This is a genomic window from Phycicoccus sp. Soil748, assembly GCF_001428025.1.
Taxonomy (GTDB): Bacteria; Actinomycetota; Actinomycetes; order Actinomycetales; family Dermatophilaceae; genus Pedococcus.
The window spans coordinates 905,494-920,913 of sequence record NZ_LMSC01000007.1; the positions used below are offsets into that span (position 1 = coordinate 905,494).

Below are 15,420 nucleotides of genomic sequence, written 5' to 3' on the forward strand. Positions count from 1 at the left end.
CTACCGTTCCTCGTCGGCGGCGGACGCCGGGTTCTCGTGGAGCCGCTCGCTCTCGTCCTGGATGTCGGCGTGCTCGCGCAGCTTCGGCAGGTGCTCGCGTCCGTGGTGGGCGCAGAACAGCAGTTCCCCACCAGCGTGAAGGCGAGCGCGCACGTAGGCCTGGGCGCCGCAGCGGTCGCAGCGGTCTGCCGCGGTCAGAGAGGGTGCCAGTGCAGTGGTCACGTCAGCCTTCCTTCATTCGTGTCTCGGTGAGACATCCTCCGCCGGTCGGTGGCCGCCCCAGGGGTGGGACCTCTTCCGTCCGGCGCCGGTTGCAACAGTCAAGCACGCCGGGTTCTTCCCGGCCCGTATTGGGCCACCATGTGGGTCACGTCATGTCGCATCGGGTGATTCGTCGCTCGGGTGTCCGGTGGATGGGTGCGGGGGTGTCCGGTGGATGGGTCGCCCGCCTGCGGTGTGCCTGCGCCGGGCCCGTGGGCCCCCGGGTTACCCTGCGGGGACCGGTCAGCGACCTGGCCGCCAGAGCACCGAGAAGGGAACCCCGTGGCTGCAGCCACCACCGCGAAGAAGGCCGCGACGACGAAGTCCACGTCGGACTACAGCGCACACCACCTCCAGGTCCTCGAGGGGCTCGAGGCGGTCCGCAAGCGCCCGGGCATGTACATCGGCTCGACCGACGGCCGCGGCCTCATGCACTGCCTCTGGGAGATCATCGACAACGCGGTGGACGAGTCCCTCGGCGGGCACTGCGACCGCATCGAGGTGATCCTCTACCGCGACGGGTCGGTCGAGGTGCGCGACAACGGCCGCGGCATCCCCGTCGACATCGAGCCGCGCACCGGCCTGACCGGGGTCGAGGTCGTCTTCACCAAGCTGCACGCCGGCGGCAAGTTCGGCGGCGGTTCCTACACCGCCTCCGGTGGCCTGCACGGCGTCGGCGCCTCCGTCGTCAACGCCCTCTCCGCACGCCTCGACGTCGAGGTCGACCGCGCCGGCAAGACGTATGCCATGAGCTTCCGCCGGGGCGAGCCCGGCTACTTCCCGGACGTCGCCACCGCCGACAAGGCACCCGACCACGCGTTCACGCCGTACGAGCGCTCCAGCGAGCTCGCCGTGGTCGGCAAGGCCAAGCGGGGGGTCACCGGCACCCGGGTGCGCTACTGGGCCGACGAGCAGATCTTCCTCAAGGACGCCGCCTTCGACTACGCGAGCCTGGTCTCGCGCGCCCGGCAGACCTCCTTCCTGGTCCCCGGCCTCACCATCGTCATCCGGGACGAGCGACGCGTGCCCGGCACGCCCGGCGAGGAGGGTCCGCACGAGGAGACCTTCGTCCACGACGGCGGCATCTCGGAGTTCGCCGAGTTCCTCGCCCCCGACGCCGCGGTCACCGAGGTGTGGCGCCTGCAGGGCACCGGCACGTTCACCGAGACGGTTCCCGTCCTCGACGCCAAGGGGCACATGACCCCGACCGAGGTCGAGCGCGAGTGCGGTGTCGACATCGCGGTGCGGTGGGGGACCGGCTACGACGCGAAGGTCAGCTCCTTCGTCAACATCATCGCGACGCCCAAGGGCGGCACCCACATCGCTGGTTTCGAGCAGGCGCTGCTGAAGGTCTTCCGCAAGCAGCTCGAGGTCAACAGCCGCCGACTCAAGGTCGGCAGCGACAAGCCGGAGAAGGACGACGTGCTGGCGGGCCTGACCGCGGTCGTGACCGTCCGCCTCGCCGAGCCGCAGTTCGAGGGCCAGACCAAGGAGGTGCTCGGCACCAACGCGGTCCGCGCCATCGTCACGAAGGTCGTGGAGAAGGAGCTGACCGAGCGCCTCACCTCCACCAAGCGCGGCGAGAAGGCCCAGGCGGCGCTGCTGCTCGAGAAGGTCGTCTCGGAGATGAAGTCGCGCATCAGCGCGCGGCTGCACAAGGAGACCCAGCGCCGCAAGAACGCCCTAGAGACCTCCAGCCTGCCGGCCAAGCTGGCCGACTGCCGCTCGACCGATGTCGAGAAGTCCGAGCTGTTCATCGTCGAGGGTGACAGCGCCCTGGGCACCGCCAAGCTGGCACGCTCCAGCGACTACCAGGCCCTGCTGCCGATCCGCGGCAAGATCCTCAACGTCCAGAAGGCGTCGGTCTCCGACATGCTCAAGAACGCCGAGTGCGCCGCGATCATCCAGGTCATCGGCGCCGGCTCGGGCCGCTCGTTCGACCTCGACGCCTCGCGCTACGGCAAGGTCATCATCATGACCGACGCCGACGTCGACGGCGCCCACATCCGCACCCTGCTGCTGACCCTGTTCTTCCGCTACATGCGCCCGCTCGTCGAGGCCGGCCGGGTCTATGCCGCCGTGCCCCCGCTGCACCGCATCGAGGTCGTCAACAACGGGTCCAAGAAGAACGACCTCATCTACACCTACTCCGAGAAGGAGATGCGCACCACGGTCGCCTCCCTCGGCAAACGCGGCAAGAACATCAAGCAGCCGCTGCAGCGCTACAAGGGCCTGGGCGAGATGGACGCCGACCAGCTCGCGGAGACGACCATGGACCCGCGGCACCGTACGCTGCGCCGCGTCACCCTCGCGGACGCCGAGATGGCCGAGCGCGTGTTCGACCTGCTCATGGGCAACGACGTGGGGCCGCGCAAGGACTTCATCGTGGAGTCCGCCGCCGAGCTCGACCGCGACCGCATCGACGCCTGAGGTCGCGCGGCTGTCGTTGCCGCTGTTGGGGATCTGCGCCACTGTGGGCGGATGCAGGGGCCGTGAAGGGCGGCCTCGGCGACCGAGAGGTGCTGCCCATGACCACGACCACCCACCCCGACACAGGGGAAGAACAGACCGAGCTCAAGCGGGTGATGGGGCCCAAGCTCCTCCTGCTGTTCATCGTCGGCGACATCCTCGGCACGGGGGTCTACGCCCTCACCGGTGAGGTGGCCGCCGAGGTGGGCGGGGCCGCCTGGGCGCCGTTCATCGTCGCCTTCGGCATCGCGATGATCACCGCGTTCTCCTACCTCGAGCTGGTCACGAAGTACCCGCAGGCCGCCGGTGCGGCGCTCTACACGCACAAGGCGTTCGGGGTGCACTTCCTGACGTTCATCGTGGCGTTCACGGTCATGTGCTCCGGCATCACCAGCGCCTCGACGGCCTCGCGGGCGTTCGCGTCTAACCTCGCGGTGGGCTTCGGCCTCGACAAGGGCAACAGCGGGCTCATCCTGTTCATCGCGCTGGGGTTCATGGCGCTCATCGCCGCGGTCAACTTCCGCGGGGTCGGCGAGAGCGTCCGCGCCAACATCGTGCTCACGCTCGTCGAGCTGTCCGGTCTGCTGCTCGTGATCCTGTGCGGGTTCTACGCCCTCACCGCAGGCAGGACCGACTTCAGCCGGACCATGGTCTTCGACAGCCCCAGCGACAAGAACGCGTTCCTCGCCGTCACCGCCGCCACGTCGCTGGCCTTCTTCGCCATGGTCGGGTTCGAGGACTCGGTCAACATGGCCGAGGAGACCAAGGACCCGGTCCGCAACTTCCCGAAGATGATGATCACCGGCATCAGCATCACCGGGGTCATCTACGTGCTGGTGGCGCTCTTCTCGGTAGCAGTCGTCCCGGTGGGCGAGCTCGCCGGCTCGGACACCCCGCTGGTCACCGTGGTCGAGCGCGCCGCCCCCGGGGTGCCGATCGACACGCTGCTGCCGTTCATCTCGATGTTCGCCGTCGCCAACTCGGCGCTGATCAACATGCTCATGGCCAGCCGGCTGCTCTACGGCATGGCGCGCCAGGAGGTGCTGCCGCCGTTCCTGGGCAAGGTGCACTCCGTCCGCCGGACGCCGTGGGTCTCGATCCTGTTCACGACGGCGATCGCGTTCGGCCTCATCACCCTGGTCACCCTCAACGCCGACGGCGAGGTGATCGGCGCGCTCGGTGGCACCACGGCCCTGCTCCTGCTCGGGGTCTTTGCCATCGTCAACATCTGTGTGCTGGTGCTGCGCAAGGACACCATCGACCGCAAGCACTTCGTGGCCCCGACGGTGCTGCCCGTGCTGGGCGCCGTGCTGTGCGCCTACTTCGTGACGCCGCTGACCGGTCGCAAGCCGATCCAGTACGAGATCGCCGGCTGGCTGCTGGCGCTCGGCGTGGTGCTCTGGGCGCTCACGTGGTTCGCCAACCGCGCCCTGCGCGCCAAGCGCACCTACATCCGCGACCCCGAGGAGCTGGGGGAGCGCGAGGGCACCGTCAACTGACCGACTCCCGGACGAACGGCGGTCCCGCAGCAGCGGGACCGCCGTTCGTTCAGACGGCGAGCGTCTCGCTGACCCCTCGGCCCCGGGTGCGGGTCTTGACGCCCTTGGCCGGGGCGGGTCCGGGCGTGGCCGGCGCCTTGTCGGCGGCTGGGGGAGCGGTCGAGCCGCGGACGACCAGCTCGACCCCGAGGACCTCGTCGTGGGACGGGCTGACCTCGTGGCCGTGCAGGGTGGCCAGCATGATGGCTCCGGCATGCCGCCCCTGCGCCTCGACGTCCTGGCGCACGGTCGTCAGGTCGAGGATGCGCGAGTGCACGTGGTCGTCGATGCCGATGACCGACACGTCGCCGGGGACGTCGAGGCCGCGGTGCCGCGCGGCGCTCATCACCCCGAACGCCATCTCGTCCGAGGCGGCCACCACGCACGTGGGGCGGTCGCCGCCGCCGAACAGTCGGTTGGCGTGCTCCGCGGCGCCGTCGGCGGTCCAGTCGCACCGCAGCGTCCACTCGGGACGGACCTCGAGGCCGTGCGAGGCCATGACGTCCATGAAGGCCTGCCGGCGGTCGAACGGCGTCTGCAGGTGCGACACCGACGTGGGCACCGTGCCCGCGTACCCGATCCGCGTGTGGCCCAGCCCGATGGCGTACTCGGTGGCCATGGCCATCGCCGCCTGGTCGTCGATGCGCACCGAGGGCCAGCCGGGCTGGCGGTTGCCGACCGTCACCACCGGCATGCCGAGCCGGTCGAGCAGGTCGCGCTCGTCGGGCTCGGGCGGCACGTTGAGGATGATGACGCCGTCCGCCCGCTTCCACAGCATGTTCTGCGTGATGGGCAGCCGGGTGTCGAAGGTGTGGCCCTCGAGGTCGCAGAGCAGGACGTGGTAGCCCTCCTCGCGCAGCGCCTTCTCGATGCCGGTGATCACCGTGGCGAAGAACCAGCGGCTGAAGTACGGGGTGATGACGCCGATGCCGCGGGTGCGGCCGGAGACCAGCGAGGTCGCGGCGGGGGAGGCGACGTAGTGCAGGTCCGCGGCGGCAGCCATCACCCGCTCGCGGGTGTGGGGGCTGACCCGGTCCACGCCCCGCAGGGCGCGCGAGACCGTGGCCACGGACACACCCGCAGCCTTGGCAACGTCGCCGATGGTCGTCATGACACCTGTCCTGGTGGTGGGGTGCTGCCGTCAGTCAGACCCCGGTGTTCTTGCGGGCCCTCCACACGAGGTACAGCAGGCCGAGGAGGACCGCGAGGAGCGCGGCGGAGAATCCCGCCGGCTCCCCGCGGACCTCGAGCACGACCGTCTGCACCACGGCCATGAAGGCGAAGAACCCGAGGATGCCGAGCACCATGTCGAGGCGTTGCGCCCGGGCACGGGCGCCACCGGTGCCGCTCCCGGGGTTGAACAGTCCCATGGTGCCGAGGGGCCGGGCCGGGGCCTAGCCCTTCACCCCGCCGGCCGTCAGGCCGGACACGATGGCCCGCTGGAAGACCAGCACCATGATGATGAGCGGCACGGTGACGATCGTCCCGGCAGCCATGACCGCGGTGTAGGGCTCCTGGTGGGGCTGGGCGCCGGTGAACTGGGCGATGGCCACGGTGACGGTCTGGGTCTGGTTGGTCGAGAACTGCTGGGCCAGCAGGTACTCGTTCCAGCTGGCGATGAACGCCAGGATCGCCGTGGTGAACAGGCCTGGTGCCGCCAGCGGCAGCATGATCTTGCGGAACGCCTGGCCCGGCGTGCACCCGTCGATCCTGGCCGACTCCTCGAGCTCCCAGGGCATCTCGGCCAGGAACGCGGTGAGGGTGTAGATCGTGAGCGGTAGCGCGAACGAGATGTTCGGGATGATCAGCGCCTGGTAGTTGGCGCCGGAGAGCCAGCCGAGGTTGGAGAACATCTGGAACAGCGGCGAGACGAGCGCGACGCCGGGGAACATCGAGGCACCGAGGATGACGCCGAGGACGGCGTACTTGCCGGGGAACTGCAGCCGGGCCAGCGCGTAGGACGCGAAGACACCGACCAGCATGGCCACCGCGGTGGTGACGATGCCGATGATGACCGAGTGCCCGAGGGCTGCGCCGAAGTGGTTTCCGCGGGCCGTCGAGAACGCCGTCTTGAAGTTGTCCAGGGTCACGTGGGTGGGCCACGGCGTGCTGTCGAACGTGTAGCCCACGTCGCGGAACGCCGTGACGACCATCCAGTAGAACGGTGCGAGGCCCCACAGGACCAGGACGGCCAGCCCGATGTACATCCGGATCTTGGCGTTGCGGTTGCTCCGGAAGTGAATCTCCTGGGCTTCGCTCTGGCCGCTGGTGGGCGGCGCGGTGGTCGAGGCCGTGGTTGCCGCAGTGGTCATCTCAGGCTCCCGTCGAGGTCGCGTTGGCGGCGACAGGGTTGCCCGTCTGGGCGTCCTTGTCCCTGGGGGTGGGCGTTTCGTCCTTGTCCTTCGCCTTCTTCGACGACGGCGGGCGCTGGATCACGTCCGCACCACCGAACTTGATGAACAGGAAGGCGGTGAAGGCGATGAGGAGGAAGACGATGGTCGACAGCGCGGAGGCACTGTGGAAGCCCTCGTTCTTCTGCTTGATCACGAGCATCGACAGCGACGTGGTGCCGCCGGCGCCCTGGGTGAGGATGGCGGGCAGGTCGTAGATGCGCAGGACGTCGAGGGTGCGGAACAGCACCGCCACCATCAAGGGCACCTTGACCAGGGGGAGGGTGATCCGCAGGAAGGTCTGCCACTTGGTGGCGCCGTCGATCTGGGCCGCCTCGTAGACGTCGCCGGGGATGAGCTGCAGGCCCGCGAGGATGAGCAGGGCCATGAACGGCGTCGTCTTCCAGACGTCCGCGATGATGATCGCGAACTTGGCCGCCCACGGGTCGCTGGTCCACAGCTGGGGCGAGATGCCGACGAAGCCGATGAGCTTGTTGATGATGCCGTCGAAGGCGAACATGAAGTAGAAGAGCTTGGCCGTCACGGCCGTCGGGATGGCCCACGGGACCAGGATGGCGGCGCGGACCAGGCCACGGCCCTTGAAGTCGCGGTTCATGATCATCGCGAACCACATGCCGAGCAGGACCTCGATGACGACGCTGACCACCGTGAAGAACAGGGTCACCCAGAACGCGTCGTAGAACTGGGCGCCGATGGCGCCGGGTGGGCAGTCCACCTCGCCGCACTTCTGCAGCAGCCAGTGGGTGTAGTTGGAGACCCCTGCGCTACCGCCCTCGACGAACAGCCCTGTGGCGGGGTCGAGGCCGGCGTCCTTCTGGAAGGACAGCTGAACGGCCTTGAGCAGCGGGTAGATGATGATCACCGACAGGAAGATGATCGTGGGGGCCACCAGCAGGTAGCCCGTGCGTGCCTGGCCTGCGTTGAGGCCCTTGTTCTTCGCCGGCTTCTTCTGAGTCGGACCGGCGGTCGACTGCGCCACACTGCTCATGCCTGCTCCTTGCCCGGAGTGCTACGGAAAGCGAGTTGGGGTGGAAGGCGGTGTGGGGGGTGACCCCGTCGGGGTCACCCCCCACACCTGGGAAATGCTGGGTGGAGCGGGATCAGCCGCCGGCAGCTGCCGTCATGGCCGCCTGCATGTCCTTCACGGCCTGCTCAGGGGACTTCTGGCCCTGCATGGCCGCGTAGAAGTTCTCCTGGATGGCGTTGGTGACCCCGGGGTAGAACGGCGTCACCGGGCGCGACACGGCGTTCTCGATCGAGGTCTTCAGGACGGGCAGGTACGGGTACTTCTTGACCAGCTCCTGATCGGCGTAGATCGACTCGATGACCGGGGCCAGCGAGCCCTTCTCCATGTTGGTCTTCTGCTCCTCGGGGCTGGTGAGGAACTTCAGGAAGTCCAGCGCCGTGGCCTTGTGCTTGGAGTAGGCGCTGATGGCCGCCATGTGACCACCGAGGGTCGAGGTGCCGGGGCCGCTCACACCGGGCAGCGGGGCGACGGCGAACTTGCCCTTGACCTTGGACGACTTGTCCGTGGAAGCGAGGTTGTAGACGTAGGGCCAGTTGCGCAGGAACAGCAGCTTGCCGTCCTGGAAGGCCGCACGGCTCTGCTCCTCCTGGTAGGTGATGGCCTGCTTGGGGATGTCACCGCTCTTGTAGTGGTCGGCCAGGGCCTGCAGGCCCTTGGCGGCCTCGGGGGAGTCGACGGTCGGCTTGCCGGCGTCGTCGACGACCTTGGCGCCGTAGGCGTTCATCCACTCGGTGGCGTTGCAGGTGCCGCCCTCGTACTTGGCGAACTGGCCGGCGTAGCAGTCCATGCCGTTCTTCTTGGCGATGGAGCACATCGACCACATCTCGTCGAACGTCTTCGGCGGCGTCTTCACGAGGTCGGTGCGGTAGTAGAGCATCGCGCCGTCGGAGGACGTCGGGGCCGCGTAGAGGGTCTTGTTGTAGGTCGCGGCCTTGATGGTCGGCGCCAGGAAGCCGTCGGTCGGCAGCGTGAACTTGTCCTTGAGCGGCGTCAGCCAGCCCTTGGCGGCGAACTCCGCGGTCCAGACGACGTCGACCGAGACCACGTCGTAGCTGGGGTCCTTGGCCTGGAAGTGCTGGACGAGGTCGTCGTGCTGCTGGTCAGCCTTGTCGGACTGCTCCTTGACGGTGACCTTCTCGTTGGGGTGCTTGGCGTTCCAGCGCGCGGCCTGGGGAGCGAGCAGGTTGCTGTTGTCCTTGCCCTGGACGTAGGTGATGGGGCCTCGGGAGTCAGCGCCGGACGAGGCCGCGTTGTTGCTGTTGTCGCTGCCGCCACCGCAGGCGGCCGCGACCAGCGCCACGGACACTGCTCCGGCAAGCACTGTGAAAGTGCGCCGCTTGTTCGATCGGAGGGCCATTCGCCCGCCTCCATTTCTCGCGTCGTGCTGAGGCGGACGTGCCTCGGCGTTGAGGTGAACCGTCCTCATGTAAACGTTTGCGCTCCGGCAGCGCAATCATTCCCGACACGAACGCGGTAACGATTTCGTAACTGGGGCCGGGCGCGAGCGTGGACGGGGGTGCTCAGGACCGGATGGTGGTCTCCCACGTGGCGACCGGGATCGCCGCCTTTCCGCACGACTCGGGCAATTCGGTTGGGCCCGTACGCCGTTCGCAGACCACGAACCACTCGCGGCCGTCGCGGTGGCTGACCACCACGGCGACGGCGCCGGAACCCGGGGCGGGCGCGGCGGTCGCGGGGGCTGAGGTCGTCAGGGCCGTCAACGAGGTCTCCCCGACGAGGTGGCGAACGTGCGACTCAGCCGCCTGCTCGGCACCCTCGAGGGGGCTGCGGCCACGGTCGTGCAGCGGGCCCAGCGCCCGCTGGGGCAGCTCGCCCCGGTCGGCCGCGGCCAGCACCTCGGTGGACAGCTCGGTGTTGAGGCGGGCCAGGGTGGCGCCGTGGGGGAGCAGCACACCGGTGGGGGCGAACCGGTGGCCGCCGGTGTGGGACGCCTCCCAGACGCGCCCCGGGGACACCGCTGCGGCGTCGAGGGCCACGGGGCGTCCGCGGACCGCGCAGCAGACGTCGCGCCGCCCGTTGGTGCACACCAGCAGGACCGGGTCGCTCGGCGACAGGGCGGGCAGGCTCGCGCGCACGGCGTCGGCGTCGCCCCGGGCCAGGGCGTCGAGGTCGACGTCGAGCAGGACCTGGTGGTCGGTCACGCGCCCGGTGAGCAGCCACGGGGCGGGACCCGCCCACGCGAGGTAGACGACCTGGCCCGGCTCGTGGTGGTCGTCAGCGTGCCGACCGGGGCGCCGGATGAGGCTCAGCCGCCCACCCCTGGTGCTGCACGCCTCGGCCAGCGCGCGACCGAGGCCGGAGGGCAGGTGCGACTCAGTGGCAGCGTCCCGACCCCACGGGCCGGGCTGCTCCACGGCGAGGAAGAACGAGGCCCGGGCCGCCGTGCCGTACGCGCGCAGGCCGGCACGGTCGAACCCCACCGAGCAGGCGTCCGGCGCCGGGACTGCGTGCCCGGTCACCGTGGCGGGCCGGCGATGCGGGCGATGGCGGCGGGGGCCGGGGTGCCCGAGCCGTCGCGACGCCCGTTGGCCTCGGGCAGCTCGAGGGCGACGCCGTTGGCACCGGAGGCACGGGCCGGCACGGGACCCGCCCAGGCCAGCACGAGGGTGTCCTCACCCTTGAGGAACCGGTGGCACCGGACGCCTCCGGTGGCGCGGCCCTTGGCGGGGTACTCGGAGTAGGGGGTGACCTTGATCGAGCCGGGCTCGGTGCCAGGAAGCGCGCCGGAGGAGCCGGAGGAGGTGACGACCACGGCGTCCGCGCCCTGCGGCACCGCGCCGAAGAAGCTGACGCGGTCGCCGCCGCCCAGCTTGATGCCTGCGATCCCGCCCCCAGCACGGCCCTGCGGACGCACCGAGGCGGCCCCGAAGCGCAGCAGCTGCGCCTCGGAGGTGATGAAGACGAGGTCCTCGTCTCCGGTCAGCAGCTCGACCGTGCCCACGACCTCGTCGCCGTCCTTGAGCGACACGAGCTCGAACTCGGGGCGGCCCGGGTAGTCGGTGGTGACGCGCTTGACCACGCCCTGCGCGGTGCCGAGCGCGATACCGGGCCCCTCGGAGCCGAGCCCCACGATCGTGAGGGGCTCCTCGCCGGCCGGCAGGTCGACGTACGCCGCGAGCGGGGCGCCGCCGGACAGGCTCGGGGCGCCGTTGGTGGGGGGCAGCGTCGGCAGCTCGAGCGCCGACAGCCGGACCAGGCGTCCGCGGGAGGTGACGAGCCCGACCTCTCCGCGAGCGGTCGTGCGGACCGCACCCACGAGCGCGTCGTGCTTGCTGCGGGAGCCGTCGGCGGGGATCGAGTCGGCGCCGGTGGTGCGTGCCATGAGCCCGGTGGAGGACAGCAGGACCCAGCAGGGGTCGTCGGCGACCTCGAGCGGCGTCGCCGTGGTCGCCGGCACGCCAGCGGACTCGAGCAGCACCGTACGGCGCGGGGTGCCGTGCGACTTCGCGACCTCGGCGAGCTCGGTGGAGACGGTCTTCAGGAGCAGCTTCTCGTCGCCGAGGATGGCCTCGAGCTCCTCGATCTGGCGCTCGAGGTCGGTCTTCTCGTTCTCGAGCTCGATGCGCGAGAACTTGGTGAGCCGGCGCAGCTGCAGGTCGAGGATGTAGGTCGCCTGGGGGTCGGACAGGTCGAACACGTCCATGAGCCGGGCCTTGGCGGTGTTGCCGTCGTCGGAGGACCGGATGACCTGGATGACCTCGTCGATGTCGAGGATCGCAACGAGCAGGCCCTCGACGAGGTGCAGGCGGTCCTTGCGCTTGCCGAGGCGGTACTCGGTGCGGCGGCGCACCACGTCGGTGCGGAAGTCGACGTAGACGCGCAGCAGGTCCTTGAGCCCGAGGGTGCGCGGCTGGCCGCCGACGAGGGCGACGTTGTTGATGGAGAACGAGTCCTCCATGGGCGTGAGCTTGTAGAGCTGCTCGAGGACCGCGTCGGGGTTGAAGCCGTTCTTGACCTCGATGACCAGGCGCAGGCCGTGCTTGCGGTCGGTGAGGTCCTTGACGTCGGCGATGCCCTGCAGCTTCTTGGACTGCACCGCGTCCTTGAGCTTCTCGATGACCTTCTCCGGGCCGACGAGGTAGGGCAGCTCGGTGACGACGATGCCCATGCGCCGGGGGGAGGTCTTCTCGATGCGGGTGGTGGCGCGCGTGCGGAAGCTGCCGCGGCCGGTGAGGTAGGCGTCGCGGATCCCGTCGAGGCCGACGATGCGCCCGCCGGCGGGCAGGTCGGGCCCCGGGACGAACTTCATGAGGTCGTCGAGCGAGCACGAGGGGTTGGCGATCAGGTGGCGCGCGGCGCCGATGACCTCGACGAGGTTGTGGGGCGCCATGTTGGTCGCCATGCCGACCGCGATGCCGCTGGCGCCGTTGACGAGCAGGTTGGGGAACGCCGCGGGCAGGACCTCGGGCTGCAGGAGCTGGTCGTCGTAGTTGGGGACGAACGGCACCGTCTCCTCGTCGAGCCCGGTCGTCATGAGCAGCGCCGCCGCGGCCGGGCGGGCCTCGGTGTAGCGCGAGGCGGCCGGGCCGTCGTCGAGGGAGCCGAAGTTGCCGTGGCCGTCGACCAGGGGCAGCCGCATCGTGAACGGCTGGGCCATGCGGACGAGGGCGTCGTAGATCGCGGTGTCGCCGTGGGGGTGGTACTTGCCCATGACGTCGCCGACGACGCGCGAGGACTTCACGTGCCCGCGGTCGGGCCGCAGGCCCATCTCGTGCATCGAGAAGAGGATGCGGCGCTGCACCGGCTTCAGGCCGTCGCGCGCGTCGGGCAGGGCGCGCGAGTGGATGACGGAGACGGCGTACTCGAGGAACGCTCCCTGCATCTCCTCGCGGACGTCGATGTCGACGATCCGCTCGACGTAGGTCTCGTCCTCAGGCGCGGACGCGCTCTTGCGGGCCATACCGGGGTGCAACTCCTCGTGGACGCCCCGCCGGCCGCGGGGGAACCCCCCAATCTTGGCCCACGGCTAGACAGGGCCCGGGACCGACTCGCCGGGGCCGGCGCCGAACGCGCCCCGGTGCACGACCTCCGACGCCGGGCGCCGTCCGCGACGCAGGCTCGGCGACGTCGTGCGGGTGAGCTCGTGGCCGAGCGCCACCACACCGACCAGCCGCCGGTCCACGGGTATGCCGTGTGCCTGCCGCACGGCGTCGTGCCGGTCCGGTGGCACGCCGAAGAACAGTGCCCCCAGCCCTTCGTCGACGGCGGTGAGCAGCATGAGCATCGCCGCCATGCCCGTGTCGACGTCCCAATAGGGGACCGGCCAGCGAGCCGGGTCCCGGTCGGTCCAGCCCTTGTCGGGCTCGGCGTAGCGGTCGAGGTAGGCGTCGGGGTGGGACAGGCACAGGACGAGCACGGGCGCGGCGGCCACGCCGCGCAGCCAGGCGTCGGGTTGGCGCTCGCCGTCGCGGGTGGCTGCCCAGAACGTGCCGGTCTGCGCCGGTCCCTCGAGGACGAGGAAGTCCCAGCCCTGGCTGAAACCGGCGCTGGGCGCGCGTTGAGCCGCGTGCAGGACCCGCTCGAGCGACCCACCCGCCACCGGCCGGTCGGGGTCGAACCGGCGCACCATCCGCCGCCGGCGGACCACCTCTGCGAGCTCCATGGCACCATCCTGTCGCGGGCCGCCGTGACGACGCTGACAGGATGGCACCAACCACGCGCGGCGCTGCGGCGTCCACGGGACATGACGACGATGACCGCGGTGGTCCTCAGGGGAGGGGTGGGCGTGGCGACGCGGGACCGGGTCGACGTCGAGGCTGCCGTCCGCGAGGTCTACGACGTCCACTACGGCCGCCTCGCCGGCTGGACCGCCCGGCTCGTCGGCGACCACGACCTGGGCCACGACCTCGCCACCGAGGCGTTCCTCAAGCTGTTCCGCGACTTCGCCCGCGTCGACGACCCGCGCGCCTGGCTCTACACCGTCACCGCCAACCTGGTGCGCGACCACTGGCGCAAGCGCGGGCGCGAGTCGGTCGCCTACACCCGGCACGAAGGTGGTCGCGACGACTTCACCCCCGACCCCGACCTGGCGACGACGCTGACCGTCCGCGAAGCGGTGCTCGAGCTCCCGGACCGGCTGCGCGTGGTCGTGCTCCTGCACTACTTCGCCGACCTGCCGGTGGCGACCGTCGCACGCCAGCTGGAGAAGTCCGAGGGCACAGTCAAACGGGACCTTTTCGACGCCCGCCAGCGGATGGCGAAGACCTTGGGAGAGCTGCGATGACCCGGGACCCCCTGGACGACTTCTTCGCGCGTGAGCGCGCCGAGGTCCGGGAGCTGCCTGCGGGCCCGGACCGCTGGGAGGCGCTGCTTGCCGAGTCGCGCCGCCCGCAGCGGCACCGCGCGGTCCTGTGGCTGGGCGCGGCGGCGGCTGTCGCGGTGGTCGCGGCGGGCCTCGTCGTGGGCACGGGTCACGGGCCGGGCCTGCAGCAGGCCGCCGACACGCCGTCCAGGACGACGTCCTCCTCGACCGCAGCGCGGCCTACCGTCACGGTGACCCGGACGGTGACGGCCGGCCCCACCGGCTCCGCCCCCGCGAAGGGACCCGCGTCCGTCACCACCGCGCCGGAGCCCCAGGTGCTGCCCGTGCCCCGCACGTTCGAGCTCGCGTCGCTCACCAACGCCGGGACCGGCCACCTGGTCGGGCTCGGTTCCGCCGCCTGCGCATCCGGCAGCTGCAGCGCGGTCGTCGCCTCCGACGACGACGGGCGCACCTGGTCGACCCGGGCCTCGTTCACCGACCTGACCACCCGCGGACCCCTGGTCACCCCTGCGGACGCCAAGCAGCTCGTGGGCGTGCGGTTCGCGACGCCCCAGGTCGGCTACGTGTTCGGCAGCGAGGTGCGGCGCACCACCGACGGTGGACGCTCCTGGAGCCCCGTCGACGTGGCCGGACGCCGCGTGCTGTCCCTGGAGACCGACGGCACCCGGGTGTGGATGGTCACGGCGCGAACCTGTGGCCACGTGGGGACCGCGTCGGTGCAGCGAGGGTGCTCCGACCTCCAGGTCCGCACCGCCCCGGTCACCAGCGACCGCACGGAGGCCGTGGACGTCGCCGGCACGGCGCCGGTGGTGGAGAACGCCTGGATCGTCCTCGACGGGTCCGACGCCTACCTCAACGGCACGTCGACGGGGACCCAGCAGCCGCTGCGCCCCCAGCGGGTCTCCGGGACGCCCCAGCCGCTCCCGGTGCCCCAGGGCTGCGACCCGGCTCAGGGGTTCACCGTCACGGCCGCCGCCAACAGCCGCGGCACGCTGGTCGGCCTCTGCCCGGCCTCCGGCGCCGCCGACGTGCGTTACGACCTGGTCACCTCGACCGACCGCGGCGCGACGTGGCGCCAGCGCCCGGCTCCGGGCCTCGGCAACCCCACCCCGGCGGGGGTGTGGCTCACCGCCACCGACGCCGAGCACGTCGTCGCGGTCCGGCAGGCCCTGCCGGCCAGCACCGGCGAGGCGACGTCCCCCACCCGGATGCTCTCGACGAGCACCGGCGGCGCCGCCTGGAAGGACGTGGCGCCGGGCGGCTCTACATCCACCACGTGGGCAGGAGCGGCCGGCGGTGGACTCGTCTACGCCACCGGCGGCGGAGCCTCCTACTGGGTCAGCAGCGACTCCGGCTCGACCTTCGAGACGGTCCCGCTGCGGCACTGACCGCACCCTCCCGGGGTGGGGCGGGCGTGACATGCTTTCCACC

13 protein-coding genes are annotated in these 15,420 nt (G+C 70.7%); 4 read left to right on the top strand and 9 right to left on the bottom strand.

Annotated features, from left to right (window positions below; genetic code table 11):
* Positions 1 to 222, bottom strand: coding sequence for a hypothetical protein (locus ASG70_RS11950; protein WP_056883975.1), 222 nt, complete (start codon positions 220 to 222; stop codon positions 1 to 3).
* Positions 223 to 543: 321 nt separating this feature from the next.
* Here ASG70_RS11950 and ASG70_RS11955 point away from each other — a divergent pair, with 321 nt between their 5' ends.
* Together ASG70_RS11955 and ASG70_RS11960 are read left to right on the top strand one after the other, a co-directional pair.
* Complete coding sequence (locus ASG70_RS11955; RefSeq protein ID WP_056883976.1) at positions 544 to 2,691, top strand: type IIA DNA topoisomerase subunit B; 2,148 nt, start codon at positions 544 to 546, stop codon at positions 2,689 to 2,691.
* A 98-nt stretch (positions 2,692 to 2,789) separates the two neighbouring features.
* On the top strand, positions 2,790 to 4,229 hold the full coding sequence (locus ASG70_RS11960; protein ID WP_056884188.1) for an APC family permease: 1,440 nt from the start codon (positions 2,790 to 2,792) through the stop codon (positions 4,227 to 4,229).
* A 49-nt stretch (positions 4,230 to 4,278) separates the two neighbouring features.
* On the opposite strand, the gene ASG70_RS11965 is transcribed toward ASG70_RS11960, so the two are convergent.
* From ASG70_RS11965 to ASG70_RS12000, 8 genes are all read right to left on the bottom strand, one after another.
* The gene (locus ASG70_RS11965) at positions 4,279 to 5,379 is read right to left on the bottom strand and encodes a LacI family DNA-binding transcriptional regulator (RefSeq protein ID WP_082590575.1); all 1,101 of its coding nucleotides are present in this window, start codon (positions 5,377 to 5,379) and stop codon (positions 4,279 to 4,281) included.
* A 34-nt stretch (positions 5,380 to 5,413) separates the two neighbouring features.
* Entirely contained in the window at positions 5,414 to 5,638 is a 225-nt protein-coding gene (locus tag ASG70_RS11970) for a hypothetical protein (RefSeq protein ID WP_056883977.1), read from the bottom strand.
* Positions 5,639 to 5,662: 24 nt separating this feature from the next.
* On the bottom strand, positions 5,663 to 6,580 hold the full coding sequence (locus ASG70_RS11975) for a carbohydrate ABC transporter permease (RefSeq protein WP_056883978.1): 918 nt from the start codon (positions 6,578 to 6,580) through the stop codon (positions 5,663 to 5,665).
* 1 nt (position 6,581) lies between these two features.
* On the bottom strand, positions 6,582 to 7,667 hold the full coding sequence (locus tag ASG70_RS11980; RefSeq protein WP_082590577.1) for a carbohydrate ABC transporter permease: 1,086 nt from the start codon (positions 7,665 to 7,667) through the stop codon (positions 6,582 to 6,584).
* A gap of 112 nt (positions 7,668 to 7,779) precedes the next feature.
* Positions 7,780 to 9,063, bottom strand: coding sequence for an ABC transporter substrate-binding protein (locus ASG70_RS11985; protein WP_056883979.1), 1,284 nt, complete (start codon positions 9,061 to 9,063; stop codon positions 7,780 to 7,782).
* 163 nt (positions 9,064 to 9,226) lie between these two features.
* A complete protein-coding gene (locus ASG70_RS11990) occupies positions 9,227 to 10,186 on the bottom strand; it encodes a sucrase ferredoxin (RefSeq protein WP_082590579.1) in 960 nt (319 codons plus the stop codon).
* Complete coding sequence (locus ASG70_RS11995; RefSeq protein ID WP_056883981.1) at positions 10,183 to 12,627, bottom strand: DNA topoisomerase (ATP-hydrolyzing) subunit A; 2,445 nt, start codon at positions 12,625 to 12,627, stop codon at positions 10,183 to 10,185. Before ASG70_RS11995 ends, ASG70_RS11990 begins: the two co-directional genes overlap by 4 nt.
* Positions 12,628 to 12,693: 66 nt before the next feature.
* Complete coding sequence (locus ASG70_RS12000; protein WP_056883982.1) at positions 12,694 to 13,329, bottom strand: nitroreductase family protein; 636 nt, start codon at positions 13,327 to 13,329, stop codon at positions 12,694 to 12,696.
* 81 nt (positions 13,330 to 13,410) lie between these two features.
* Here ASG70_RS12000 and ASG70_RS12005 point away from each other — a divergent pair, with 81 nt between their 5' ends.
* Together ASG70_RS12005 and ASG70_RS12010 are read left to right on the top strand one after the other, a co-directional pair.
* Positions 13,411 to 13,950 (top strand): RNA polymerase sigma factor, encoded by a 540-nt coding sequence (locus ASG70_RS12005; RefSeq protein WP_056883983.1) that lies wholly within the window; start codon positions 13,411 to 13,413, stop codon positions 13,948 to 13,950.
* On the top strand, positions 13,947 to 15,377 hold the full coding sequence (locus ASG70_RS12010; protein WP_056883984.1) for a hypothetical protein: 1,431 nt from the start codon (positions 13,947 to 13,949) through the stop codon (positions 15,375 to 15,377). Before ASG70_RS12005 ends, ASG70_RS12010 begins: the two co-directional genes overlap by 4 nt.
* Positions 15,378 to 15,420 lie beyond the last annotated feature (43 nt).

What these genes read in the sequence shown, in the direction of transcription:
- ASG70_RS11995 (WP_056883981.1), bottom strand. Translation starts at nt 12,627, where the DNA reads ATGGCCCGCAAGAGCGCGTCCGCGCCTGAGGACGAGACCTACGTCGAG.
- ASG70_RS12010 (WP_056883984.1), top strand. Translation starts at nt 13,947, where the DNA reads ATGACCCGGGACCCCCTGGACGACTTCTTCGCGCGTGAGCGCGCCGAG.
- ASG70_RS11975 (WP_056883978.1), bottom strand. Translation starts at nt 6,580, where the DNA reads ATGACCACTGCGGCAACCACGGCCTCGACCACCGCGCCGCCCACCAGC.
- ASG70_RS11970 (WP_056883977.1), bottom strand. Translation starts at nt 5,638, where the DNA reads ATGGGACTGTTCAACCCCGGGAGCGGCACCGGTGGCGCCCGTGCCCGG.
- ASG70_RS12005 (WP_056883983.1), top strand. Translation starts at nt 13,411, where the DNA reads ATGACGACGATGACCGCGGTGGTCCTCAGGGGAGGGGTGGGCGTGGCG.
- ASG70_RS11965 (WP_082590575.1), bottom strand. Translation starts at nt 5,379, where the DNA reads ATGACGACCATCGGCGACGTTGCCAAGGCTGCGGGTGTGTCCGTGGCC.
- ASG70_RS11980 (WP_082590577.1), bottom strand. Translation starts at nt 7,667, where the DNA reads ATGAGCAGTGTGGCGCAGTCGACCGCCGGTCCGACTCAGAAGAAGCCG.
- ASG70_RS12000 (WP_056883982.1), bottom strand. Translation starts at nt 13,329, where the DNA reads ATGGAGCTCGCAGAGGTGGTCCGCCGGCGGCGGATGGTGCGCCGGTTC.
- ASG70_RS11960 (WP_056884188.1), top strand. Translation starts at nt 2,790, where the DNA reads ATGACCACGACCACCCACCCCGACACAGGGGAAGAACAGACCGAGCTC.
- ASG70_RS11985 (WP_056883979.1), bottom strand. Translation starts at nt 9,063, where the DNA reads ATGGCCCTCCGATCGAACAAGCGGCGCACTTTCACAGTGCTTGCCGGA.